Annotated in this window: 26 protein-coding genes; 15 read left to right on the forward strand and 11 right to left on the reverse strand. The window is 58.3% G+C overall.

Annotated elements, in window-relative coordinates; translation table 11 throughout:
- Positions 1 to 4 precede the first annotated feature (4 nt).
- Positions 5 to 571, reverse strand: coding sequence for an ADP compounds hydrolase NudE (gene nudE / locus ACZZ0B_RS24690; protein WP_008080503.1), 567 nt, complete (start codon positions 569 to 571; stop codon positions 5 to 7).
- Positions 572 to 659: 88 nt separating this feature from the next.
- On the opposite strand from nudE, the gene yrfG reads away from it, so the two are divergent.
- Complete coding sequence (gene yrfG / locus ACZZ0B_RS24695; RefSeq protein ID WP_008080502.1) at positions 660 to 1,322, forward strand: GMP/IMP nucleotidase; 663 nt, start codon at positions 660 to 662, stop codon at positions 1,320 to 1,322.
- Between the two features lie 95 nt (positions 1,323 to 1,417).
- Here yrfG and lysM read toward each other — a convergent pair whose 3' ends face one another.
- Entirely contained in the window at positions 1,418 to 1,858 is a 441-nt protein-coding gene (lysM, locus tag ACZZ0B_RS24700; protein WP_008080501.1) for a peptidoglycan-binding protein LysM, read from the reverse strand.
- Positions 1,859 to 1,995: 137 nt separating this feature from the next.
- Between lysM and ACZZ0B_RS24705 the strand changes: the two genes are divergently transcribed.
- From ACZZ0B_RS24705 to ACZZ0B_RS24720, 4 genes are all read left to right on the forward strand, one after another.
- The gene (locus ACZZ0B_RS24705) at positions 1,996 to 2,883 is read left to right on the forward strand and encodes a LysR family transcriptional regulator (RefSeq protein WP_008080500.1); all 888 of its coding nucleotides are present in this window, start codon (positions 1,996 to 1,998) and stop codon (positions 2,881 to 2,883) included.
- Positions 2,884 to 2,975: 92 nt separating this feature from the next.
- Complete coding sequence (gene fdhD, locus ACZZ0B_RS24710) at positions 2,976 to 3,815, forward strand: formate dehydrogenase accessory sulfurtransferase FdhD (RefSeq protein ID WP_463546436.1); 840 nt, start codon at positions 2,976 to 2,978, stop codon at positions 3,813 to 3,815.
- On the forward strand, positions 3,812 to 6,160 hold the full coding sequence (locus ACZZ0B_RS24715) for an FdhF/YdeP family oxidoreductase (RefSeq protein WP_463546437.1): 2,349 nt from the start codon (positions 3,812 to 3,814) through the stop codon (positions 6,158 to 6,160). Before fdhD ends, ACZZ0B_RS24715 begins: the two co-directional genes overlap by 4 nt.
- Before the next feature lie 290 nt (positions 6,161 to 6,450).
- A complete protein-coding gene (locus ACZZ0B_RS24720; protein ID WP_008080497.1) occupies positions 6,451 to 6,933 on the forward strand; it encodes a glycine zipper domain-containing protein in 483 nt (160 codons plus the stop codon).
- A gap of 103 nt (positions 6,934 to 7,036) precedes the next feature.
- Here ACZZ0B_RS24720 and ACZZ0B_RS24725 read toward each other — a convergent pair whose 3' ends face one another.
- The 4 genes from ACZZ0B_RS24725 to ACZZ0B_RS24740 all read right to left on the reverse strand — a co-directional run bounded on the left by ACZZ0B_RS24725 (position 7,037) and on the right by ACZZ0B_RS24740 (position 11,639).
- A complete protein-coding gene (locus ACZZ0B_RS24725; RefSeq protein WP_008080496.1) occupies positions 7,037 to 7,471 on the reverse strand; it encodes an acyl-CoA thioesterase in 435 nt (144 codons plus the stop codon).
- Positions 7,472 to 7,613: 142 nt separating this feature from the next.
- Positions 7,614 to 8,840 (reverse strand): 3-hydroxyacyl-CoA dehydrogenase, encoded by a 1,227-nt coding sequence (locus tag ACZZ0B_RS24730; RefSeq protein ID WP_463546438.1) that lies wholly within the window; start codon positions 8,838 to 8,840, stop codon positions 7,614 to 7,616.
- 210 nt (positions 8,841 to 9,050) lie between these two features.
- A complete protein-coding gene (locus ACZZ0B_RS24735; protein ID WP_463546439.1) occupies positions 9,051 to 10,979 on the reverse strand; it encodes a RecQ family ATP-dependent DNA helicase in 1,929 nt (642 codons plus the stop codon).
- 156 nt (positions 10,980 to 11,135) lie between these two features.
- Positions 11,136 to 11,639, reverse strand: a complete 504-nt coding sequence (locus ACZZ0B_RS24740) for a polysaccharide deacetylase (protein ID WP_158830009.1) — start codon at positions 11,637 to 11,639, stop codon at positions 11,136 to 11,138.
- Between the two features lie 303 nt (positions 11,640 to 11,942).
- Here ACZZ0B_RS24740 and ACZZ0B_RS24745 point away from each other — a divergent pair, with 303 nt between their 5' ends.
- From ACZZ0B_RS24745 to ACZZ0B_RS24770, 6 genes are all read left to right on the forward strand, one after another.
- Complete coding sequence (locus tag ACZZ0B_RS24745) at positions 11,943 to 12,203, forward strand: hypothetical protein (RefSeq protein ID WP_463546440.1); 261 nt, start codon at positions 11,943 to 11,945, stop codon at positions 12,201 to 12,203.
- A gap of 106 nt (positions 12,204 to 12,309) precedes the next feature.
- Entirely contained in the window at positions 12,310 to 13,452 is a 1,143-nt protein-coding gene (locus ACZZ0B_RS24750; RefSeq protein WP_463546967.1) for a hypothetical protein, read from the forward strand.
- 347 nt (positions 13,453 to 13,799) lie between these two features.
- On the forward strand, positions 13,800 to 14,099 hold the full coding sequence (locus ACZZ0B_RS24755) for a hypothetical protein (protein ID WP_463546441.1): 300 nt from the start codon (positions 13,800 to 13,802) through the stop codon (positions 14,097 to 14,099).
- A 62-nt stretch (positions 14,100 to 14,161) separates the two neighbouring features.
- Complete coding sequence (locus tag ACZZ0B_RS24760; RefSeq protein ID WP_463546442.1) at positions 14,162 to 14,665, forward strand: hypothetical protein; 504 nt, start codon at positions 14,162 to 14,164, stop codon at positions 14,663 to 14,665.
- Positions 14,665 to 14,937 (forward strand): type II toxin-antitoxin system RelE/ParE family toxin, encoded by a 273-nt coding sequence (locus ACZZ0B_RS24765; protein WP_440094796.1) that lies wholly within the window; start codon positions 14,665 to 14,667, stop codon positions 14,935 to 14,937. Before ACZZ0B_RS24760 ends, ACZZ0B_RS24765 begins: the two co-directional genes overlap by 1 nt.
- 98 nt (positions 14,938 to 15,035) lie before the next feature.
- Positions 15,036 to 15,446, forward strand: coding sequence for a helix-turn-helix domain-containing protein (locus tag ACZZ0B_RS24770; RefSeq protein ID WP_463546443.1), 411 nt, complete (start codon positions 15,036 to 15,038; stop codon positions 15,444 to 15,446).
- A gap of 133 nt (positions 15,447 to 15,579) precedes the next feature.
- Here ACZZ0B_RS24770 and ACZZ0B_RS24775 read toward each other — a convergent pair whose 3' ends face one another.
- The gene (locus ACZZ0B_RS24775) at positions 15,580 to 17,121 is read right to left on the reverse strand and encodes a phosphoenolpyruvate carboxykinase (protein WP_008080486.1); all 1,542 of its coding nucleotides are present in this window, start codon (positions 17,119 to 17,121) and stop codon (positions 15,580 to 15,582) included.
- Between the two features lie 182 nt (positions 17,122 to 17,303).
- Positions 17,304 to 18,206, reverse strand: a complete 903-nt coding sequence (gene hslO, locus ACZZ0B_RS24780; RefSeq protein ID WP_440094794.1) for an Hsp33 family molecular chaperone HslO — start codon at positions 18,204 to 18,206, stop codon at positions 17,304 to 17,306.
- 104 nt (positions 18,207 to 18,310) lie between these two features.
- On the opposite strand from hslO, the gene ACZZ0B_RS24785 reads away from it, so the two are divergent.
- On the forward strand, positions 18,311 to 19,111 hold the full coding sequence (locus ACZZ0B_RS24785; RefSeq protein ID WP_463546444.1) for a phosphatase PAP2 family protein: 801 nt from the start codon (positions 18,311 to 18,313) through the stop codon (positions 19,109 to 19,111).
- A gap of 159 nt (positions 19,112 to 19,270) precedes the next feature.
- Here the strand turns inward: ACZZ0B_RS24785 and ACZZ0B_RS24790 are convergent, their stop codons facing one another.
- Entirely contained in the window at positions 19,271 to 19,678 is a 408-nt protein-coding gene (locus ACZZ0B_RS24790) for an RNA-binding S4 domain-containing protein (protein WP_463546445.1), read from the reverse strand.
- Between the two features lie 116 nt (positions 19,679 to 19,794).
- Between ACZZ0B_RS24790 and rimA the strand changes: the two genes are divergently transcribed.
- The 3 genes from rimA to rimK are packed head-to-tail and all read left to right on the forward strand — an operon-like array spanning position 19,795 to position 21,972.
- A complete protein-coding gene (gene rimA, locus ACZZ0B_RS24795; protein WP_463546968.1) occupies positions 19,795 to 20,574 on the forward strand; it encodes a S6 modification regulatory phosphodiesterase RimA in 780 nt (259 codons plus the stop codon).
- A 16-nt stretch (positions 20,575 to 20,590) separates the two neighbouring features.
- Positions 20,591 to 21,070 (forward strand): retropepsin-like aspartic endopeptidase RimB, encoded by a 480-nt coding sequence (gene rimB / locus ACZZ0B_RS24800; RefSeq protein WP_045123093.1) that lies wholly within the window; start codon positions 20,591 to 20,593, stop codon positions 21,068 to 21,070.
- The gene (gene rimK / locus ACZZ0B_RS24805; protein WP_007952690.1) at positions 21,067 to 21,972 is read left to right on the forward strand and encodes a 30S ribosomal protein S6--L-glutamate ligase; all 906 of its coding nucleotides are present in this window, start codon (positions 21,067 to 21,069) and stop codon (positions 21,970 to 21,972) included. The genes rimB and rimK overlap by 4 nt, the downstream gene beginning before the upstream one ends.
- Before the next feature lie 87 nt (positions 21,973 to 22,059).
- On the opposite strand, the gene ACZZ0B_RS24810 is transcribed toward rimK, so the two are convergent.
- Complete coding sequence (locus tag ACZZ0B_RS24810) at positions 22,060 to 23,373, reverse strand: ATP-binding protein (RefSeq protein WP_008080480.1); 1,314 nt, start codon at positions 23,371 to 23,373, stop codon at positions 22,060 to 22,062.
- Between the two features lie 112 nt (positions 23,374 to 23,485).
- On the reverse strand, positions 23,486 to 24,226 hold the full coding sequence (gene ompR, locus ACZZ0B_RS24815) for an osmolarity response regulator transcription factor OmpR (protein ID WP_008080479.1): 741 nt from the start codon (positions 24,224 to 24,226) through the stop codon (positions 23,486 to 23,488).
- Positions 24,227 to 24,463: the final 237 nt, after the last annotated feature.

Below are 24,463 nucleotides of genomic sequence, written 5' to 3' on the forward strand. Positions count from 1 at the left end.
TCACTCATAACTGAAAGAACCCGCGCTGGGTCAGCAGGTCACGGGTCAAATAAAGCGCCGCCAGTGCGCGGCCTTCGGAGAATTGCGGGTTCTGCGCCAGCATCGACAAGTCGCGCAGGTTGACCTTGTCGACCCGCATCGGCTCCGGCTCATCCCCTTCCAGGCGCTCTTCATACAAATCGGTGGCCAGCACCACTTGGATCTTCTGGCTCATGTAACCGGGCGACAACGACAGCTCGGTCAGATGTTCCAGTTGTCGCGCGCCAAAACCGGCTTCTTCCTTGAGCTCGCGCTCGGCCGCCGCCAGTACATCTTCGCCCGGCTCGATCAAACCTTTAGGCAATGACAGCTCATACTCGTCAGTCCCACCGCAGTATTCCTCGACCAACACCGCGTGTTCGGCATCGAGCATCGCCACGATCATCACCGCGCCGTAGCCGGCGCCCTTGCCGACCAATCGTTCGTAGGTGCGCTCCACGCCATTGGAAAAACGCAGTTTCAGCTCTTCAACGCAAAACAGACGACTGGTGGCGACGATCTCGCGGGCGAGTACGGTAGGTTTCTGGCGCATGCAAAGCTCCTTGGCGTGAACGCGCTACTATAACGCGGCTTTCCCGATTGTTTACGTCGGATATCTTTCTACCGCTCGAGACGTTGCCATGCCTTCTTTACCCTGGTCCGACATCGATACCGTCCTGCTGGACATGGACGGCACGCTGCTGGATCTGCACTTCGACAACCATTTCTGGCTGGAACACCTGCCCCAGCGCTACGCCGAACTGCACGGGGTCAGCCGGGCGATGGCCGACATGGAATTACAGCCGCTGTTCCAGCGTCATGCCGGCCAGTTGCAGTGGTATTGCCTGGATTTCTGGAGCACTGAACTGAAGCTGTCAGTGCGCGAGTTGAAGCAGGAGACCGCACACCTGATCGCCTTGCGGCCGGATGCCGACACCTTTCTCGAGGCGATCAAACGGGCCGGCAAACGGGTGATCATGATCACCAATGCGCACCGCGATTCGTTGTCGCTGAAACTGGAGCGGATAGAACTGGCGCCGTACTTCGAGCGGCTGATCAGCTCGCATGATTACGGTTTCCCAAAAGAGAATCCGCAGTTCTGGGATGCCTTGCAAGCGGACATCGGTTTTGATCCGGCCCGCAGCCTGTTTATCGACGACACCTTGCCGATCTTGCGCAGCGCGCGGGATTTTGGTGTGGCGCATTTGCTGGCAGTCAGACAGCCCGACAGCCGCAAAGGACCGAGGGACACCGCCGAGTTTGCCGCCGTCGAGGATTACCGCGACCTGATCGCCAACCTCTGATCCCGTATAGGAGCTGCCGCAGGCTGCGATCTGTTGATTTTTAAACCGCAAGATCAAAAGATCGCAGCCTGCGGCAGCTCCTACAGGTTTGCGGGTTATTCAGGGATACGCAGTGTCTGGCCTGGGTAGATTTTGTTGACGTCCTTGAGCAGCGGTTTGTTGGCCTCAAAGATCTTGTTGTATTGATTGGCGTTGCCGTAGACCGCCAGCGAAATTGCGCTGAGCGTATCGCCTTTCTTCACCACGACAAAACGTGCAGCTGCGACCACTGGCCCGGTCACCGTAATCTGATCATCAACGCTGCCCACGCCTTCAATATTGCCCACGGCCAGCAGAATCTTCTCTTTCTCTTCCTGGCTCGCCACCTCACCGGTCACGGTGACCTTGTCGCCGTCGACAGTCGCCTGCACATTCGGATTGCCCAGCCCGACCTTGCTGATGTGCTCCTTCAATTGCTCACTGGCATTGGCGTTGCCTGGGGTCAGCAGATCGATCAGCTTTTCACCGGCTTCTTTCACAAAGCTCAAAAGACTCATAGCGCACACTCCTTGATTTGGGTTCCAGACGTCCAAGCCTAGACCACGCCGGACAAACCCGGTTCCTGGCCGACCAATGACCCTGCCGGGCGCCAGGCGGTAGAATCGCCTACCCCTGCCAGCCCCCCGGAGTGAAGATGGACATCAAGCAGCTGAAATTCCTCATCGCCCTCGACGAAACCCGCCACTTCGGCCAGGCCGCCGCGCGTTGCCACATCACCCAGCCAACCCTGTCGATGCGCCTGCGCAACCTTGAAGAAGAACTCGATCTGCCACTGGTCAACCGTGGCCAGCGCTTCGAAGGTTTCACCGCGCCCGGCGAGCGCGTGCTGGCGTGGGCGCGTTCGGTAATGGCCGCTTACGACGGCTTGCACGCAGAAGCCGCGGCCTGTCGCGGCAACCTCATCGGCACGTTGCGTCTCGGGGTGGTGCCGCTGTCGAGCTTCGATCCGCTGCCATTGCTGCAACGCCTGCACGCCGCGCACCCGAACCTGCGCTTTGAAATGTCGGCATTGAGTTCCGAGCAGATCCTCGAACAGTTGGCCAACAATCGCATCGACATTGGCGTGTCCTATCTGGATCGGCTGGATAACGAACGCTTCGAATCGCACGCGTTCAGCGAAACCCGCATGGGCCTGCTCTACGACCAGCGCACCTTCACCTTTGGCGAGGCGCCGTTGAGCTGGCAAGCGCTGATCGAATTGCCGTTAGGCATGCTCACCAGCGGCATGCATTTTCGTCAGTCCATCGACCACAACTTCCACAGCCGTGGCTTGACCCCGCAGCCGTTGCTGCAAACCGACGCGGTGCATCAATTGTTACAAGCCGTGCACGGCGGATTCTGCTGCGCAATCATGCCGCTGGACGGCGGTCTGGAAAAACTCACCGACCATCTGCGTCTGCAACCGATCGAAAACGCGCAGACCCTCGCCCCGCTGGGCCTGATCATGCGGCGTGGCGCCCCGCGTTCAGCGCTGGCCGAGGCCTGTTTTGCGCTTTATCAACAATCGCCAGGCGGCGCTTGATCGACGGCATCTATCGATAGATCGACAGTAGCAATTAGACGCGACAACTTGCCGCGCCTAGTCTTAACGTTGATCAATCCGTCGGTGATGCCATGAACGCCAAGCGCCCAGCCTGCGCGGCGCCTGCACTTGAAACGCCCGCGCCCGCCGCCAGCCAGACCTACAGCTACAGCGATTTGCCCCGTGAGGAATCGGCCAGCACCGCGCTGGCCGAGGAAGTCGCATTGGCGATCGCCTACAACGGCATCAGCCAGGCCGTGATGCTGGTAACGCCGACCGACCTTGAAGATTTCATCGTCGGCTTCAGCCTCGGCAGCGGCATCATCGGGGACGCGACCGACATTTATGACCTGCAATTGACCGGCGCCGGCTCCGCGCAATACGCGCAAGTGACCATCGCCAACCGAGCCTTCTGGAACCTCAAGCAACAACGTCGGCAAATGGCCGGCACCAGCGGTTGCGGATTGTGTGGCGTCGAGGCCGTGGAACAGGCATTGCCTGAGCTGAAAGTCCTGCCCGGTGCGCCGTTGCCACCGATCGCCTGGCTCGACGGCCTGCGCCAGCGCATCAGCGCGTTTCAACCTTTAGGCCAGTACTGCGGCGCGGTACACGCCGCCGTATTCATGAATGCCAGCGGCGAGTTGCTGCTCGGTCGCGAAGACATTGGCCGGCACAACGCCCTCGACAAACTGATCGGCGGCCTGATCCGGCAAAAGATATCCACAAACGGCGGTCTGGCAATTGTCACCAGTCGTTGCAGCCTCGAATTGATCCAGAAAGTCTTGCGCGCCGGCATCCAGACCCTGGTCAGCCTGTCCGCGCCCACGGGCCTTGCCGTGCAATGGGCCCGTCGACACAACCTCAATCTCATCCACCTGCCGCAGAAAAGTGCGCCGCGGGTGTATAGCCCCGCGATGGAGAATCAAGCGTGAGCCAACATCATCAAGCCGACCAAAAACCTGTCCCGCGCTACAAGCCATACAAAGGCGCCGCCGGTGGTTGGGGTGCCCTGATCAGTGTGGCCCAGGCCTGGTTGACCAGCGACAACGCCCTGAAAAACCTGCGCATGATGCTCAAGACCAACCAGAATGGCGGCTTCGACTGCCCGGGTTGCGCGTGGGGCGACTCGCCGGAAAGCGGCATGGTCAAGTTCTGCGAGAACGGCGCGAAAGCGGTGAACTGGGAAGCGACCAAGCGCCGTGTGGACGCCAAGTTCTTCGCCAAACACAGCGTGACCTCGCTGCTTGAGCAGAGCGACTACTGGCTGGAGTATCAGGGTCGTCTGACCGAGCCGATGGTTTACGATGCCGAAAGCGATCGCTACAAGCCGATCAGCTGGGACGATGCCTACGCATTGATCGCACGGCACCTGCAGAGTCTGCCGAGCCCGGACCTGGCCGAGTTCTACACCTCGGGTCGCGCGAGCAACGAGGCGGCGTATCTGTATCAGCTGTTCGTGCGCGCCTACGGCACCAACAACTTCCCGGATTGCTCGAACATGTGTCACGAGGCCAGCGGTGTCGCGTTGGCACAAAGCGTTGGCGTCGGCAAAGGCACCGTGACCTTCGACGATTTCGAGCACGCCGATGCAATTTTTGTCTGGGGCCAGAACCCCGGCACCAACCACCCGCGCATGCTCGAACCGTTGCGTGAAGCGGTGAAGCGCGGTGCTCAAGTGGTGTGCGTCAATCCGTTAAAAGAGCGTGGACTGGAGCGTTTCCAGCACCCGCAACACCCGATCGAAATGCTCACCAACGGCGACAAGCCGACCAACACCGCGTATTTCCGTCCGGCACTCGGCGGTGACATGGCGGTGCTGCGCGGCATGGCCAAGTTTCTCCTGCAATGGGAACGCGACGCACAAAAGGCTGGCGAACCTGCCGTGTTCGATCACGACTTCCTCAATGAACACAGCGCCAACGTGCTGGAGTATCTCGGTGTCGTCGACGACACATCGTGGGAGCAGATCGTCGAGCAATCCGGCCTGACGCTGGTCGAGATCGAGCAAGCCGCGCGCATGTACGCCAAAGGCAAAAACGTGATCATGTGCTGGGCGATGGGCATCACCCAGCATCGCCATTCGGTGCCGACCATCCAGGAAATATCCAACCTGATGCTGCTGCGCGGCAACATCGGCAGACCGGGTGCCGGTCTGTGCCCGGTGCGCGGTCACAGTAACGTACAGGGCGACCGGACGATGGGCATCAACGAGCGTCCGCCGGTGGCGTTCCTCGACTCGCTGGAGCGTCGCTTCCAGTTCAAGGTGCCGCGTCATAACGGCCATAACGTGGTCGAGGCGATCCATGCGATGGCCGAAGGTCGCGCCAAAGTTTTCATCGGTCTGGGCGGCAACTTCGCGCAAGCGACGCCAGACAGCCCGCGTACATTCGCAGCGCTGAGCAATTGCGACCTGACCGTGCAGATCAGCACCAAACTCAACCGCAGCCACCTGGCGCACGGTAAAGACGCGCTGATCCTGCCGTGCCTCGGTCGTACAGACATCGACATCCAGACCGAAGGCCCGCAAGCCGTCACTGTCGAAGACTCGTTCAGCATGGTGCACGCCTCCAACGGCCAGTTGCAGCCGCTGTCGAACCAGATGCGTTCGGAGCCGTCGATCATCGCCGGCATCGCTGCCGCCACTTTGGGCAGCAAGCCGGTGGACTGGAATTGGCTGGTAGCCGATTACGGACGCATTCGCGAACTGATCGCCGACACCATTCCGAATTTCAAAGAGTTCAACGAGAAAATCAAAAACCCGGGCGGTTTCTACCTCGGCAACAGCGCCGGCGCGCGCAAGTGGAACACGCCGTCGGGCCGCGCCAATTTCCGTGCGAACATGCTGCCCAAGGATCTGGTGCACGAACGCACCCGCGCCACCGGGCAACTGCCGGATTTGATCCTGCAATCGATGCGTTCCCACGATCAGTACAACACGACGATTTATGGCCTCGACGATCGTTATCGCGGGGTGAAGGGTCAGCGTGATGTGTTGTTCGCCAACGAGGCGGACATCATTCGTCTGGGCTTCCGGCCGGGGCAGAAGGCTGACATCGTGTCGCTGTGGGACGATGGTCGCGAGCGTCGGGTGAAGGGCTTCACCTTGTTGTCGTTTGATATTCCGGCGGGGCAAGCAGCGGCTTACTATCCGGAAGTGAACCCGCTGGTGCCGCTGGAGAGCACCGGGGATGGCAGCCATACGCCGACATCGAAGTTCATTGCGATCCGGTTGGAAGCGGCGAGCGAGACCGGGTTGATCATGGCCAAGTCGGCTTAACACAAGATCAAAAGATCGCAGCCTTCGGCAGCTCCTACAGGGATCACTGTAGGAGCTGCCGAAGGCTGCGATCTCTTCGTTTTTGCATTTCAATCGCCCACAAAAAAGGCCGCTTTTTCACAAAAGCGGCCTGTCCGAAGTAGTTAAAGACCGGCGAAAATCGGTTAAGTTCCGCATACAAAACAGCAACTTGCGAAATTGTATACAAGTCGTGTTATTCGTCGGATTTCGATTGTCACGCTTGTTACACAGCCTCAGGATCGGCGCCGTCATCCCTTTGAGGCTCCTCTATGAAGTTCTCCCAGATTCTCTTGTTGTCCCTTGGCCTGGTCAGTGGTTTTGCGTCGGCAGGCGGCACCACCGAAGCAGGTGTCGGCGGCGCATTGGGCGGGGTTCTTGGCTCGGTCGTCGGTCAGTCTTTAGGCGGCAATACAGGTTCCACTATCGGTGCAGCCTTGGGCGGCGCGGGTGGTAGTGCGGTCGGTGCCGACAAACGCAGCCGTGGCGAAGCCGCCATCGGTGGTGCATTGGGCGCGGCCGGCGGTAACGTGGTTGGCCGCAGCATGGGCGGCACCACCGGCAGCCTGATCGGCTCCGCAGCAGGTGGCGGCGCCGGTGGCGCGCTGGGCAACTACATGGGCAACAAAAGCGATGACGATGATCGTCGCTACGACCGTCGCCATGACGATCGCCGCTACTATCGTGACGACCACCGTGGTCGCGGCCATGCCTACGGCCATCGCAAGCATCACAAGTATTATCGCCACCGCTGATTGCTGATTGCTGATTGGCGGCACGTAGATCAAAAGATCGCAGCCTGCGGCAGCTCCTACACAGATCAATGTAGGAACTGCCGCAGGCTGCGATCTTTTTGCTTTACCCCACCACCAGACGCTCCAGCGCCTGCCGCAATTGACCTGGAATCGGCACCGGCTGATTGCTCGCCCGATCCACGAACACATGCACGAATCGCCCGGCCGCACACGCCTCACTTTCGCCGACCTTGAACACCGCCAGTTCGTATTGCACCGAGCTGTTGCCCAACTTGCCGACCCGCAGGCCGACCTCGATCAGATCCGGAAAGGCGATCGACGCAAAGTAATCACACGCCGAACTGACCACAAACCCCACCACTTCACCGTCATGGATATCCAGACCACCGACCTGGATCAGGTAAGTGTTCACCGCCGTGTCGAAAAAACTGTAATAGGTGACGTTGTTGATGTGGCCGTAGGCGTCGTTGTCATGCCAGCGCGTGGTGATCGGCTGGAAGTGTGGATAGTCGCTGCGTTGAGGAATCGGGGTGGACATCGGTAATGATCCATTTAGTTTGATCAGCAGTTTAAAGCGAACTACGCGTTGCCCCTATCGCGAGCAGGCTCACTGCTACCTTGGAATGCGTTCCCTGTAGGAGTGAGCCTGCTCGCGAGCGGTGGCTGATGCAGAGTATCTCTCACTGGTCAGCAAAGCCCTTGCCCTGCGCCGCCAATTCACCAATCAACCGCGCCGGATTCCACTGATCGCCCTGCCGCGTCTCCAGCGCCAGCAAGCGCTGATGAATATCCGCCAGCCCCTGTTGATCCGCCCAGGCCATTGGCCCGCCCTTGTCCGCCGGGAAGCCATAGCCATTCAGATACACCAGGTCAATGTCATGGGCCGACTCGGCAATGCCTTCCTGCAGAATCTTTGCACCCTCGTTGACCAACGCCAGCAGGCAACGCTCAAGAACCTCCTCCGGGCCGATCTCTCGACGCTGGAAGCCCAAGCCCTCGCTGACCTGCAACACCAACGCATCGATCTCAGGATCGTGCTCGGCCTGACGACTGCCCGGCTCGTAGTGGTAATAACCGTTACCCGACTTCTGGCCAAAGCGACCCATCTCGCACAAACGGTTATCGACTTGAACCTCCGGTGCGTCCTGGCCTTTGCCGGCCAACTCGCGGGCACGCCATTCCAGGTCAATACCGACCACGTCGTACATGCGAAACGGGCCCATGGCAAAACCGAAACCCTGCAACGCTGCGTCGACCTGCTGTGGGTAAGCGCCCTCAAGCAACATCTTGCGCGCCTCCAGCACATACGGGTGCAGCATGCGGTTGCCGATAAAACCGTGACAGTTGCCCGATACCACGCTGACCTTGCCCATGCGTTTGCCCAACGCCAGTGCGGCATCCAGCGCCGCTGGCGAAGTCCGCGCGCCACGAACGATCTCCAGCAGTTTCATGATGTGCGCCGGGCTGAAAAAGTGCAGGCCCAGCACCTGCTCCGGACGCCGGGTTACGGCAGCAATCGCATCGATATCCAGCGCCGACGTATTGCTCGCCAACAACGCTTCAGGCTTCAACAAGCCGTCCAGCTCACGAAAGATCTTCTGCTTCAGCTCAAGATTCTCGTACACCGCTTCAATCACCAGATCGACATTGCGGATCGCCGCGTAATCCGCCGCTGCAGTGACGCGAGCCATACGCGCATCAGCCTCGGCCTGATCAACACGGCCCTGACGCACATTGTGGGCGTAAGTCTCGGCCACGCTGGCGAGGGCTTGCTCAAGCATCTGTGGATTGTTATCGACCCACTGCACACTGACGCCGGCATTCGCCAGGCACATGACGATGCCCCGGCCCATGGTGCCGGCGCCGATCACGGCCGCTTGCTGAATATCGAAGGATGTCTGGCTCATGTTGTTCTCTTGTTGGCGATCCAAAGACTGGTCTCACCATAGTCAGCGAACGACGCTTTTTGAAGTTTATTACCGTGATGATCGACATTCAGCGAATGGATAAACCACTCAAAGTAGGAGCTGCCGCAGGCTGCGATCTTTTGATCTTGTTTTTTGATCTGAACATGGAAGATCAAAGGATCGCAGCCTTCGGCAGCTCCTACATAGAGTTTAGAGGTGTGTTTGGCTCCAGTGGCGGACTTCGGCGTAGGGGTATTCTTCGAGGGCTGCATAGCCGGCAATCGTCCGCGCCTTGAGCTTGGTAAACAACGGCACGCTGATCCCGCACAAAAACCGCGTCAACCGTTCCGCCGTCGGTGCGACGCCGGTGAGTTGCTCATGCCTGTGGATAAAATCTCCACACAGTGCCGCGAAGTTTTTATCCACAAGCGCTGGTAATTCCGGCGGCGCCGGCAACCGCGCAACTTGCCCGTGGCATACCGAACAATGCCCACAGTGCTCAGGCGCATCGTGATCGCCAAAATACTCCGCCAGTCGATAACCCAGGCAGCGTTCGGTCGCGAATACCTCAAGCATCGCGTGAATTCGTGCGACCTCGGTCTGTTCATGGCGGGTGAAATAATCGTGCAATTCGCCACCCAGAACATCACTGTCGAAGTCACTGCGCAGCACGCTGTAGACCTCGGTCATCTGCTTGCTCTCAAGCTCGACCCAGCCCTTCTCCTGGAAATAATCCAGCGCCTTGACCACCCGATTGCGTTCTGCCGAATACTGTTCGTACATCGACTCGAAACTCACCGTCGCCCAAGTACGCGCGCGGCTTGAAGTCTGGATAATCGCCGCGACAAAATCCCTGCGCTCACCTTCAAAACGCTCAAGCAATGCCTCAGGTTCCAGCAGGTATTTAAAACGGTATTCGGCGTAATAGGCGTAGCGCGGCGCGATCAGCCCACGCAACTCCAGTTGCACCAGCAAGGTCTTCAGCGGCAACGCACGAATGTTGCTTTGATCCGCCAGCGGCCCGAGCAAAAACTCCCACTGCCCTTCCGGCACCGAAGCTTTCAATTCGTCGAGCACATAACGAATGCCTTCGCGCTCGGGCGTGTCGCCGTAGACGAAATTCTCCAGCACATTGAGGCTGTCGCGGTTGGCCAGCACCAGACAGTCCGATGGCTGCCCGTCACGCCCGGCGCGGCCGATTTCCTGGCTGTAGTTTTCGATGGATTTGGGCAGGTCGAAGTGCACCACATTACGGATGTCACTCTTGTCGATGCCCATGCCGAAGGCGATGGTGGCGACGATGCAATTGGACTGTCCGGCCATGAAACGTTTCTGGATCGCTTCACGTTTATCGTGGGGCAAACCCGCGTGATAGGCCTCGGCCTGAATGCCGTTGCGTTCCAGATGTTCAGCGATGTGCTCAGCGGTTTTCTGCAGGGTCACGTAAACGATGCTGGGCTGGCCGGGGCGCTCGCTCATCCACTCCACCAGACGCCGACGCTTGTCCTGACCGCGCACCGGTTCCACCAGCAGATTGAGATTGGGCCGGTAGAAACCGGTGGTGACCACATCCTCAGCGGCAATGGCGAATTTGGCCTGCATGTCGGCGATGACCTGGGGGGTCGCCGTAGCCGTCAGCAGCAGGGTCTGCGGGATGTTGAACTGGCGCTGATAGTCCGGCAGTTTGAGGTAGTCGGGGCGGAAGTTGTGGCCCCATTCCGAGATGCAATGCGCCTCGTCCACCACCAGCAACGAGATCGGCACCTGCTGCAAAAAGTTACGGAAACGCTCGTTTTTCAGGCGCTCTACCGAGATCATCAAGATCTTCAGCTCACCCGATCGGGCACGCGCCATCACATCGTTGGCGTCCTCGCGACTCTGTGCCGAATCGATGCTGCCCGCCGAGATGCCATGGCGTTGCAGGAACGCCAATTGATCCTGCATCAGCGCCAGCAACGGCGAGACCACCAGCGTCAGATGCGGCAGCAGCAACGCCGAAATCTGGTAGCAAAGGGACTTGCCGGAACCGGTGGGGAAAATCGCCGCCGCCGAGCGCCCGGCCAGCACCGCGCTGATCGCGGCCTCTTGCCCGGGCCTGAACTGTGGATAACCAAAAACCTGTTCCAGGGTGTTGTGCATTCGCTGTCACTCCTTTGACCGCTGCCATGCCAACAGCCTAGCGGGCGATCGCAGCGAGTCGAGAAAAGGTCGGGGCCAAATCGATTCGGAATGATACAGCGGATCACGCAGACCCTGTGGGAGCGAGCTAGCTCGCGAAGGGCTCAAATCAGAAACTCAAGGGCGCAGCACCGCCACCCGCAGTTGTTCATTCAACACCTGCTCATGCACGCCCTGGCTCTTGCTCGCCCACAACGCATGGGCCGGGCTGATATCACCGGTGAACGCCGCCGCCAACTGGCGCAGATCCGCGACGCTGCGCACGCGCGGGCAGAAGGGCTGCTCGTCACAGTTCTGACTGGCGTTGCGATAGGTGCTCAGCAAACGATCCCACAAACCGTCACGTACTTGTCGGATCGATTTGAGTTGCACGTGCGGCACGCCGAGTCGCTGCTCCAGCCCTTTCTCATCCAGTGCTTCGCTGGCCAAAAGGGCTTTGGCGAACGTCAGGACCTCACCACGCGAAGCGGTGTCCATGTCGGCCTGGCTGGTCAGCGCATCCGGCCAGCCAGTGCGGTGCAGATTGTTGAACATCGGTGCGTTGTTTGCGTCAGACGCCATTGTCAGACGGCAACCGCTGGCCCACAGCAATAAAATCGAGGCCATTCGTAGCCATTGCATACCTAATTCCCTTTAAGCGCGTGTCAGACGTTTAGAAACGTCCTACAGATTCTGGCGCGCACCATACAGAGGTTTACCGCGAATAGCCTGACAAACCTGTGGGATTTTTTACGCCTAAGGGTTTTGCCTTGAATAAGCCATGAAATGCCGTAGGGAATATCCGTAAACCCGGGAAAAACCCCTACGAATGCTGTCCATTGCAGCTGTCTTGTCCCACCGCGCAACGCCCTTCTATAGTGGCCGGCGCGGCTGAAAATACTCTGTCGGCCGGCCCGAGCGTCTTCGAACAGGACAAGCCTCACCATGATCAACCGCTATCGCCCACTCAAGACCTGCTACAGCGAAAACCCCGTCATAGTGATCGACACCGGCGCCAGCCACCGCGAACTGCTCGATGCCGCCGATCAACGCCTGCGCGCCGCCAGCGATCTGTTGGAAACACTTTACTGTGTGTGTTTCAAACAAGCCGACGCCAAAGACATCCCCAACATCGTCAATGCGCTTTATCTATTGGTTCAAGATGGTTGCGACTTGCTTGAAGTTGCAAAGTTACAAACTCCGTAATGCAAAGATTGCAGAAAACTCACAAACCTCGAAACAACCCAGCACTTTCTTTATCAACTCATTCAACATTAAGTTGTTTGCTCTTATATTCAACAAGAGCAAGACCATGACAACAGTCACTATATTTTTCTGCGGCACCGGCTCCAACAAGTTCGACGTTACACACGAAAACTTCTGGGATGGCGAACTTGTATCGACGCTGGCATCTCATCACGCCGGACGCGAATTCGCTGAATGGATTGTGGTCGACGGACCAGGCAGCGGCAACCTGCAGGCTGACGACCTCTTCACCCAAACCAAGGATTACGGCCTCAGCGGCACGCTGTTCGGCAAGGGCTGGGAAGAAAACGTACAACACGCCATGAACATCCTCAAAGGCCAATGCGACTGGCAGCGCCAACAATTGACCGAGGCCGAATACAACCGTCTGAAAGCCGCCGGCATTCCCATCGAAGATGTAAAGGCAGAGGGTTCCTGGTTTTGGCGCAAATACAACTACGGCGACCGAAGTGTCACTCAACAGAAGTTGCAGGAACAAATTATCAAGACGTTCCGCAAAGACGCAGTCATCCCCACTCAAGTTAACCTGGTCGGCTGGAGTCGCGGCGGCATTAGTTGCCATATGCTGGCCAATGCGATGTTCAAGGACAGTGCATTGAAAAACATTCCGGTTAATATTTTCGCCCTTGATCCCGTACCAGGCATTGGCAACTTTCAGGATGAACGCGTCAAACTCGCGGCCAACGTCAAAGAGTATGTCGGGTTCTACGCTCGCGACGAGCGCTCCAAAGGCTTCAGCTGCGTCATTCCACAAACCGCTACGGGCACCAAAACCTACATTTACCCGATGGCCGGCCGCCACGCCACCATGGCCGGTAACGCCACCGCCAGCGGCGGCGTTCCGACCAGCGCCAACGACCGCAAAGCGCTGATCGAGCCCGGCCGCATCGTCCGCCACCTCGCCGAGGTCTGCCTCAAGCGCTGGGGCGTGCAACTAAACAAAACCCTGAACCTGACCCAGGCCGACCTGCAAAATTTCACCAATGCCATCGCCCGCGACGAGGCGAAATACAAGCTCATGCACAACCTTTCCTACACCTACTTCACCGAGCTGGACAAAGGCGAACGCTATGTTTCGCTGGGCAGTAAAGGCGTGGCGTTCTCGACGGTAAAAGGCCCGATCTACAAACCGGCGACAGGGTTGGCGACGAGCTTGCTGGATATTTCGGCGTATGCGCATTTGCGTTGAAAAGTGTTGAAGGTTCGGTAGGAACGTCCGATGAAATCTTCGTCCCGTTCCTACAGCGACAGACGCTTTGTCGACTATCGGGATTTGAGGGGGCGAATCTATAGTCGTGCCTGTCGCTGCTAATCAGCGGCTCGGGCTTGGTCACCCGTATTAGATGTGCATTCACAGTCGTTGTATGCTGCTGGCGCTTTTTTGTGTCAGTACGCTTTATGGCGGCTGTGTTCGGGACGCTTTCGGGCGTGCCGGTTGTGAATGCCTCATCGGTTGACCAACCCGAACGCAGTCCGCCACCTATCGCTTGGTCACGGTGGGAGTGGATTCTCATGACGCAATACGAGGCAAAAATAATGAAAACATGGAATCAATTCACCACCGATCGCTACCGCTCACTCGAGTCCAGTCTCACTGACACCAACCCCCTGATCATCGACACAAAAGCCAACCCGCAAGACATCCTCGAATGCGCCGTCCAGCGCTTGCGCGCATCAAGCGACCTGCTACGCACCCTCCATTGCCTCAACTTCAAACAAGCCGACGTCGAAGACATCCCCCACATCACCCACGCCCTTTATCTGCTGACGCAGGATGGCTGTGACCTGCTGCAAGTTGCGCAGCAGCAAATGCTCAACTGGAAAGCCCCGGCTTAAAAATCTGCCACACCCAAGAGCATGAATGCTCGACAGCCAATGTCAAAAACAGGAGTTGAAATTTGCAAACTACTATTGATTGCGTACGATGGGAGCCACTGTTCAATCAAGGGCTCAACTTCATGACCACTGAAACTATCGATCACAGCACCCTCGCTCGCTTGATTGAAAACGGTTCCGTCAGCAGCACAAATATCGTCGCTCAACCGGGTGGCTGGTCGATTCAAATTTCGCAGGGAGGAAAAGAATGCTCACTGGCAGCGCAGCGTAGTGGTCAGGTACGTCTGTTCAAGCGGCTTGAAACGCTGGTGACCTATTTGCAAGGATTGGGTATCAACCACTTCAATGTAGACGCCTCCAGTTACGACCCCCAGCAATTGAAAACCTACGCTCGGCCTGATCGTGCCGAAGCAATGAAACACGCCCATGAGGCGGCCGCTTATGAGGAATGGTTCAAGCGACAGGTGCAACTCAGCATTGATGACCCAAGGCCGAGCATCAGCGATGAAGACAGTCGCCGAATATTTGCTGCCAAACGCGATGCTCTCCGTAAACGAGCGCGCTGATGAAGTTGGTCTGGCGCCCTGAGGCGCATGACGACCGAGACCGAATAATGGATCGAATTAGTCAGGACAACCCTGTTGCAGCTGCCGATCTCGACGAGATATTCGAATCAAAAGGGGAAGTCGCCCGACAGCGCCCGACCTTGTACAGAAGAGGCAAAGTTGAGGGCACACGAGAAATCGTCGCAGCCTCCAATTACATCATCGTCTACATGATTAAAGATGAATGCGTGCAAGTTCTACGAATAATGCATGCCCGGCAACAGTGGCCCTGAGCAATCAAAAGAGCCAATAGGACCCCAACTGCCAGATCAACCAACCACCTGCAATTATTCTGGCGTTTTGACCCACCAAGCGAAGGAATACTAGCGTTATGGCCAGAAAAACCGCACCGCTGCTTCCAAGGATCGTACGCCTACTGGTCGATCTTGGTGAGCGCTTGGAACTCGCCCGGCTGCGACGCAGACTCACAGCGAAGCAAGTCGCCGAGCGTGCAGGAATGTCTGTAATGACTTTGCGGTCGCTGGAGTCGGGCAGTTCGGGCGTAACAATGGGAGCTTACTTGGCAGTGATGCAAGTTTTGGGGTTAGAGCAAGATCTGACGCTACTGGGAGCCACGGATGAACTCGGGAATCGAATGCAGGATGCGAAGCTTCTCTCCTCCAAGAACTCCTCAAGTAACAAATCAGCGAGAGAACTCAAACGCGAGATCCAAAAAGTAAAAAAATTCCGAGGTCAAAGACCAGTGTTCTCGATGCGGCACTCGTTAGCGAGGACCGTCTGAAAAGCTTCCCGCTGAATACTCATTCATTATCTGCACTGCTGACGAAAAATCGACAGCGGACTCCATGATGAAAAATCGCTCACAAAAAAAAGCCGCCCCGAAGGGCGGCTTTTTCATTCACAACAAACCAATCTTACAACTTCGGCCCTGCAGCCTTGATCGCGTCGCTCACTTCGAACTTCTTGAAGTTCTCGATGAACAGACCGGCCAATGCCTTGGCAGCCTCGTCGTACGCAGCCTTGTCAGCCCAGGTGTTGCGTGGGTTGAGCAGGTTGGTTTCAACGCCCGGTACGGCCAGTGGCACGTCGAGGTTGATGGTGTCGAGGTGTTCGGTGGCAGCACCGATCAGCGCGCCGCTCTGGATCGCTGCGATCACCGCGCGGGTGGTCGGGATGTTGAAGCGTTTGCCGACGCCGTAGCCGCCGCCGGTCCAGCCGGTGTTGACCAGGTAAACCTTCGAACCGAAACCGCGGATGCGCTTGATCAGCAGCTCTGCGTATTCGCCAGCCGGGCGCGGGAAGAACGGTGCGCCGAAGCAGGTGGAGAAGGTCGACTTGATGCCGCTGCCGGAACCCATTTCGGTCGAGCCCACCAGCGCGGTGTAGCCAGACAGGAAGTGGTAGGCCGCTTGTTCTTCGTTGAGGATCGACACTGGCGGCAGGACGCCGGTCAGGTCGCAGGTCAGGAAGATCACCGCGTTTGGCTCGCCACCGAGGTTCTGCTCGGAACGCTTGGCTACGTGCTCCAGCGGGTAAGCCGCGCGGCTGTTCTGGGTCAGGCTGACATCGGCATAGTCGGCGTGCTTGGCGTCGTCGATGACAACGTTTTCCAGCACAGCGCCGTGCTTGATGGCTTTCCAGATAACCGGCTCGTTCTTCTCGGAGAGGTCGATGCACTTGGCATAGCAACCGCCTTCGATGTTGAACACCACGCCTTCGCCCCAGCCGTGTTCGTCGTCACCGATCAGGTAACGGCTTTCATCGGCCGACAGGGTGGTTTTACCAGTGCCCGACAGACCGAAGAACAGGGTCACGTCGCCTTCTTCGCCGATGTTGGCAGCGCAGTGCATTGGCAGCACGTCAGCGGCCGGCAGCAGGAAGTTCTGCACGGAGAACATGGCTTTCTTCATCTCACCGGCGTAACGCATGCCGGCGATCAGCACTTTCTTCTGGGCGAAGTTGAGGATCACGCAACCGTCGGAGTTGGTGCCGTCACGCTCAGGCACGCACTCGAAGTTGGCGACGTTGAGCACTTGCCATTCTTCACGGCCAGCCGGGTTGTACTGGGCCGGGTTGATGAACAGGCAACGACCGAACAGATTCTGCCAGGCAGTCTGGGTGGTCATTTTCACGGCCAGGTAGTGATCTTCAGCTGCGCCTACATGCACGTGGGATACAAAGTGCTCTTGCGCGTTATTGAATGCCTCGACGCGAGCCCACAGGGCGTCGAACTTGTCGGCCGGGAACTTGCGGTTGATCGGGCCCCAAGCGATAGCAGCCTGGGTGGAAGGCTCTTCAACGATGAAACGGTCAACAGGCGAACGACCGGTGCGGTGACCGGTGCGAACAACCAGAGCGCCGGTATCGGCAAGCTCGCCCTCACCGCGATTCAAGGCTTCTTTTACCAGATCATCAACACTCAGATCGGTGTACACGGCGTTATTGGCTTGCGTCATGAGATTCCCCGTCGGCCAGTGGCCGAGTGTGCTCCAAACGTTTTGTAGTAGAAAGTCGTGCACTACTACCGCGACAAAAAGTGGGCCGGATTATGCCAGAAACGCCCAAAAAGAGTAGGGTCCTCCCGTCGTAACGGCGATATTCCGTCGTTACGCAGTGAATTTACCTGCGCTGAACCGTTTTAGTGCCGGGTATCTGACGGGGTGTCGACACCTGCGCCAGCGAACAATTGAGCAATATCGGCTGCGTCGAACAGATAACGCTCGTTGCAAAACTGGCAATCGATCTCGACGGTGCCACCCTGTTCGGCGACCAATGCCTGCGCGTCTTCCAGACCCAGACTGACCAGCGCATTGCCGGAACGATCCCGCGAGCAGCTGCAACGGAAGCGCAGATTCTGCACATCGAACAGACGCACCTGCTCTTCGTGGTAGAGGCGATGCAGCACGGTTTCGTTGTCCAGGCTGAGCAGTTCATCGGCGGTCAGGGTAGTGGCCAACGCGGTGATGTGCTGCCAGCTGGCGGCGCGATCTTCTTCGTCTTTCAGACGGTCAGCCGGCAGTTGTTGCAGCAGCAAACCACGGGCACGACGACCGTCAGCGAACAGCTTGAAGCGGGTGCCAACCTGTTGCGACATGACGAAGTAGTTGGTGAAGCAATCGGACAGGGTTTCGCCGTCGAGGTCGACGATGCCCTGGTAGCGCTGGCCGACAGTCGGGTCGACGGTCAGTGCCAGAACACCGTTCGGCATCAGGTCGGCGAGGGTCGCATCCGGCGCGATCTGCTCGGCGTGATAACGCGCCAGACCACGGATGTCGCGGTCGCTGGAGCACTCGATCATCAGCATCGGGATCGGTCCTTCGGAACGCGCCTGCAGAATCAGCAAGCCGTCGAACTTGAGGGTGCCCACCAGCAACGAGGCGGCCGCCATCAGTTCGCCCAACAATTGCGCGACCGGCTCCGGGTACGGGTGCTTGGCAAGGACTTCGGCGTAGCTGCGCTCAAGCGCGACCAGTTCGCCGCGGGTGTCGCTGTCATCGAAGATGAAGCGTTGGGTGAAATCGGTATCCGGTAGGTCGGTCATAGGTCTGGGTATCTGAATGTGGTGACAAAATGGTTACAAGACGTGAAAATTTGCATTTCTGGCACCCTTTTTGGTGCCGACTGCTCTGCCATGGGAGGCATTTTATGAACAATCCGGGTTTGTTCCAATCAAGGTGGAACCTCGGCCGGCTGGTTCTGTGCAACGTAGTGCCATTAGCGCTACTGGCTTTCTGGTTATGGCCTACGGGCAACGCGCTGTGTGTGATTTTCGACGAGTGGCTGTTCCGCTCGCTCAATGCTCCACTGGCCAGCAACCCGATATGGCTCCACATATGGGCAATTGCAAGTATGCGGCCGTTCGACATCGTCGTCGGGCTGATTCTGCTGACACTGCTGATCAAGGGCGACTGGGTGTTCAGGGCGATTGACGTACGTCGGGCTTTTTTCGGTTTTCTGTCGATCCTGTTGTTGATGGTGGTGATTCGCGCACTGTTTTCCAAGTTCGCCGACTACATGGATTGGCAGCACAGCAGTCCGTCGATGGTGCTGGAAGGCGCTGTGCATATCAGTGACTACTTCCCGGATCTGGAAAAAACCTGGGAAATTAAAGATCGCTCGAGCCAGAGTTTCCCCGGTGATCACGCCTCGGTGTTGTTGATCTGGGCGCTGTTCATGGGCGTGTTCAGCCGTACGGCCGGGCAGTTTTTGACGGTGTGGGGTTTGGCGGTGTTGTTCATGTTGCCGCGTCTGGTGGCCGGTGCGCATTGGGGCCAGGACGATTACATCGGTGGGGTTTTGCTGGCGGTGTGGGCGCTGGGCTGGGGCTATTACACGCCGTTTGCCTATCACGCGGCGAACTTCTGGCTGAAGGTGACGGCGCCGGTTTTCGCGTTGCTGGGCAAATTGCCGGTGGTTTCGCGCATGAGTGTGGTGCGTAGCGCCTGATACCGCGTCGTCCATGGCGAGTGCTGCGCACTCGATCGCGGGCAAGCCACGCTCCCACAATGATTTTCAGCGAACACAAATCATGTGAACACCTGATAACCCTGTGGGAGCGGGCTTGCCCGCGATGGCATCAGCACCAGCAACACAAAAATACCGTCTTTACTCGTCGTTGCTGCTGCCGCGAAACTTGAACAAATCCCGCCGCTGTTTCTTGCTCGGCTTGCCGTCGGTACACACCCCCAACGCCCCGGCCTTGCGCATTGCCGCCGCCGCTTCACGTTTGGTGACACTCTCGTCAGTCTCCACGTACAACGTCTGCGCTTCGGGTGCGCCACGTCGCACGATCGACAGCGCCTCAACCCTCACCGTGCGCACCTCAAAGCCGGTACGAATCTCGAACTCATCGCCAATGCGTGGCTCTTTGCCAGGCTTGCAGCGATCACCTCGACAATGCACCTTGCCACTCTCGATCGCCGTTTTGGCCAAGGCGCGGGTTTTGTAAAAGCGCGCGGCCCACAGCCATTTGTCGAGACGGACCTTGTCGTCCTCTTCGCTTTTTTGAGCCATATGAATTCCTCGTTCAGCCAGTAGTCGGAACTCTACTACCGTTTCTGTCGGGCGCAACAACTCCGCCCTCCAGATAAACTGTGATCTGGGCCGGTTCATCGGCATGGAGTGATCGAGTGACTAAATTTCCGTCTTCATTAACCTCACCCAAGGCCGGTTGCCAAGGGTGTCAGCAAAACGAACCCTTGGGCTTCGATTTTTCCTTCGCTTATCAACCGATCGTGGATCTGCGCGATCAGTCGATTTTCGCCCATGAAGCGCTGGTCCGTGGCGCTGCCGGTGAAGGCGCATTGACGGTGTTGGATCAAGTAACAGAAGAAAACCGCTACCGCTTCGACCAGCTATGCCGGACCCGTGCCATCGAAGGCGCGGCCAATCTAAATATGCAGACACACTTGTCGATCAACTTCATGCCCAACGCCGTCTATCGTCCAGAGTTATGCATTCGCAGTACGCTCGAAGCGGCAAAAAAACACCATTTCCCGATCAACCGATTGATTTTCGAAACCCTGGAAAGCGAGCACGTAGATAACTATCGCCATTTGACCAATATTCTGCGTGAATACCGCGAATTCGGCTTCAAGACCGCCATCGATGATTTCGGTGCCGGTTATTCGGGGCTCAATCTGCTGGCTGATTTCCAACCGGACCTGATCAAACTCGACATGGCGCTGATCCGCGATGTCGATCAAGACCGTGTTCGTCAGGCGATCGTTCGGGGGATTGTCACAATCTGTGCGGAGTTGGACGTTACAGTCATTGCCGAAGGCATTGAGAGCGCCGGTGAACGGGACTTCCTGGCGGACTGTGGAATATTTCTGATGCAGGGCTACTGGTTCGCCAGACCTGCATTCAAAGCGTTGGCCCAGGTCACACCTGAGGCCTGGAAGCGTTAATCGTTGGTTGCTCCTATTGAAGACATTTGACCATTTGACCGTTGTCGGTCTGCGCGAGTGGGTGGCGCTCCCGGATTTGGGAGTCGCGGGCCTGCGGGCGAAAATCGACACCGGTGCCAGCACCTCCAGCCTGCACGCCACCGACATCGAGCCGTTCGAACGCAACGGCGAGAAGTGGGTGCGCTTTACCGCGCACCTGGGCACGGTGGTGCAGTTGCGTCATCGGCGTTGTGAAGCACCGCTGGTCACGCGCAAAACCATTAAAAGCTCCAACGGCCATGCGCAGGTGCGTTATGTGATCAGCACCACCCTGGCCCTCGGTGATCGGGTCTGGCCGGTCGAGTTCACCCTCGCCTGCCGCAAGTCCATGCGTTATCGCCTGCTGCTCGGTTCCAAAGCCCTGATCGATGGCCAGTTGGTGGTCAATCCGGGCATCAAATATGTACAAGACAAGCCGGTGTTCCCGGTATCTACCTCCTCCACAGGTGTTGCATGAAGATCGCTGTGCTGTCGCGGAACCCGCGTCTGTATTCCACCCGCCGTCTGGTCGAAGCCGGAACCGAGCGCGGGCATGAAATGGTAGTGATCGACACCTTGCGCGCCTACATGAACATCGCCAGCCACAAGCCGCAGATCCACTATCGCGGCAAACCGCTGGAAGGCTTCGACGCGGTGATCCCGCGCATCGGTGCGTCGGTGACGTTCTATGGCTGCGCTGTGTTGCGTCAGTTTGAAATGATGGGGGTGTTCCCGCTGAACGAATCGGTGGCGATTGCCCGTTCGCGGGACAAATTGCGTTCGCTGCAATTGCTTTCGCGTCGCGGCATCGGTTTGCCGGTCACCGGGTTTGCGCACTCGCCGGATGACATTCCCGACCTGATCGACATGGTCAACGGCGCGCCGCTGGTGATCAAAGTGCTGGAAGGCACCCAGGGCATCGGTGTGGTGTTGTGCGAAACCGCGACCGCGGCCGAATCGGTGATCGAGGCATTCATGGGCCTAAAGCAGAACATCATGGTTCAGGAATACATCAAGGAAGCCGGCGGCGCGGATATTCGTTGCTTTGTGGTGGGTGACAAAGTCATCGCGGCGATGAAGCGGCAGGCGAAACCGGGGGAGTTCCGCTCCAACCTGCACCGTGGCGGCAGCGCCAGCCTGATCAAGATTACGCCGGAAGAACGCATGACGGCGTTGCGTGCAGCGAAGGTCATGGGGTTGTCGGTGGCGGGCGTGGATATCCTGCGGTCCAATCACGGGCCGCTGGTGATGGAAGTGAACTCGTCGCCGGGGCTGGAAGGGATCGAAACCACCACAGGGAAGAATGTGGCGGGGATCATCATTGAGCATCTGGAAAAGAATGGCGGGCCGAATATGACGCGCACCAAAGGCAAAGGCTAAAAGCAAAAGATCGCAGCCTGCGGCAGCTCCTACATGGGAATGTGTTTCCTGTAGGAGCTGCCGCAGGCTGCGATCTTTTTTCAGCCGTTAAACGGCATCCCGAGGCAGCATCAACCCAAGCGGCAACCTTACCCGCGCCTCCAGCCCACCGCCGGAACGATTACGCAGCTCAACATTGCCGCCGTGCATCGAAGCAATCCGCTTCACGATCGCCAAGCCCAACCCTGTGCCCTTCCCGCCTCGCGCACGATCACCACGAGTAAACGGGTTGAAGATCGCCTCAAGCTCCGAAGGATCAATCCCAGCCCCCCGGTCCATCACGCTCAACACCACGTACGGCGCGCTGACGTCGCCGGACACATACGCAGCAACTTCAACGCTACCGCCCGCATGGTTCAAGGCGTTGCCGATCAGATTGTTCAGCAAGCGTTTCATCGATACGCGACGCAACGGAAACGGCTGGATCGGCTCCAGACGTAAATGCACCTTCTCTTCATTCTGGTTGTACGGCGCAGCCACTTCGCGCACCAGATCCGTAAGATCGACCTCTTCCACCGACTCGTCACGACCATCGCGAATGAATGCGAGGAACTGGTCGAGAATCGCGTCCATGTCCTCGATGTCACGCACCATGTCGTCAGTCAGGTCGTTGCGATCGCCCATCAGTTCCAGCGACAGCCGCAAGCGGGTCAACGGCGTGCGCAAGTCGTGGGAAACCCCCGCCAGCATCAACTCGCGCTCGCGGCCGGCCTGCTCGACGTCTTCGGCCATCTGGTTGAACGCGCGATACACCTCGGTCATTTCGCTCGGCGTATCGCTGATCGGCAGACGCACACTGCGGCCCTGACCGAGTTGCCGGGCGGCAAACACCAGACGCTTCAACGGCTGGTTGAGCTGGCTGACGAAAATCCATGCCGACGCCGTCGACAGCAAGCCGATGGCGAGGAACCAGCCGAGCACGTTCCAGATTTTCTGGCCGCGCAATGGATGCGGATACAACGGCACTTTCAGCCAGCCATCACCGAGGCTCGGCGCGCGGACCCACAGCGCTGGCGGCGAATGCATGCGCAAACGCACTTCGGTGTCGGCACCCAGCTCCGCCTGCATCTGCCGCTGGTAGATTTCGCTGTACGGCCAATGCTGTTCGCCTTCCGGCACACCGGCACCGACCACGCGGATCAGGGTCGCGGCATCGGCAATCTTCGCGCGGTTTTCTTCGTCGGCGGCCCAATAGGCGCGCAGCGTCAGGGCGACGCCGTGGCTGTATTGGCGATCCACCAGCACGTCTTCGTTCATCAACAGATAAACCAGAGTCAGCGCCTTGGAAAACAGCACGACGATGAGCACCAGCCAGAGGGTGCGGGAGAAAAAGCTTTGGGGGAACCAGACGGGGGTTTTCATGAATAACCGCTACACACTTGCAGGAGCGAGCAATGCTCGCATATTGCGGATTGCGAGTCTGCGGGGCAGGTCATTCAACCCGGCCCACAGACCCGCTCCTACAAATCGCCGATCACTTGGTGGCGGCGCCATCCGGTACGAACACGTAGCCCACGCCCCAGACAGTCTGGATGTAGCGCGGCTTGGATGGATCGGGTTCGATCATCCGGCGCAGACGCGAGATCTGCACGTCGATGGAACGCTCGAGGGCATCCCATTCGCGGCCACGGGCCAGGTTCATCAGCTTGTCGCGGGTCAGCGGCTGACGCGCGTTCATCACCAGGGCCTTGAGTACCGCAAACTCACCAGTGGTGAGCATGTGCACTTCGTCGCCGCGCTTCAGTTCGCGGGTGGCCAGCGACAACACGTAATCACCGAAGGTGACGTTTTCGTCTTCACTGCCCGGCGCGCCCGGCACCGGTGCGGCCTGACGACGCAGAACGGCTTTGACCCGGGCCATCAGCTCGTCCGGGTTGAACGGCTTGGCCAGATAGTCATCGGCGCCCAGTTCCAGGCCCTTGATGCGGCTGATCTCATCGCCTTTGGCGGTGAGCATGATGATCGGGATCTGATTGTTCGCGGCGCGCAGACGGCGGCAAGCGGTCAGGCCGTCTTCGCCCGGCAGCATCAGGTCGAGTACGACCAGATTGAACACCTCACGCGACAACAGACGATCCATCTGCTCGGTGTTCGGAACGGTACGGGCGCGGTAGCCCTTGCTGACGAAGAAACGTTCCAGCAGGCTGCTCAGCCCCGGATCGTCATCAACGATAAGAATTTTTTCGCCTTCAGCAGTTTGTGCAGTGCTGCTCATTGGATGCTCCTTTTAGCTCGGCGCGCATTATGGCGTAGCTGCCGTTATACGCACCGTGTGCATTGTTAGCAGATTTTTCCTTCACTGCCAGAAAACCGGGGTTTATGCCTACAGACTGCAACGCCCCCGAATGACAGAACGCTGGTTATAATGCGCGGCGTTTTGTGCCAGGCAACGTCTGAATCGTTACCGCAGGTGGCAGCCGGTTTTTTTCATGGCAACCGCAGTAATTGTTCG

This window comes from Pseudomonas sp. AC247 (assembly GCF_979258015.1).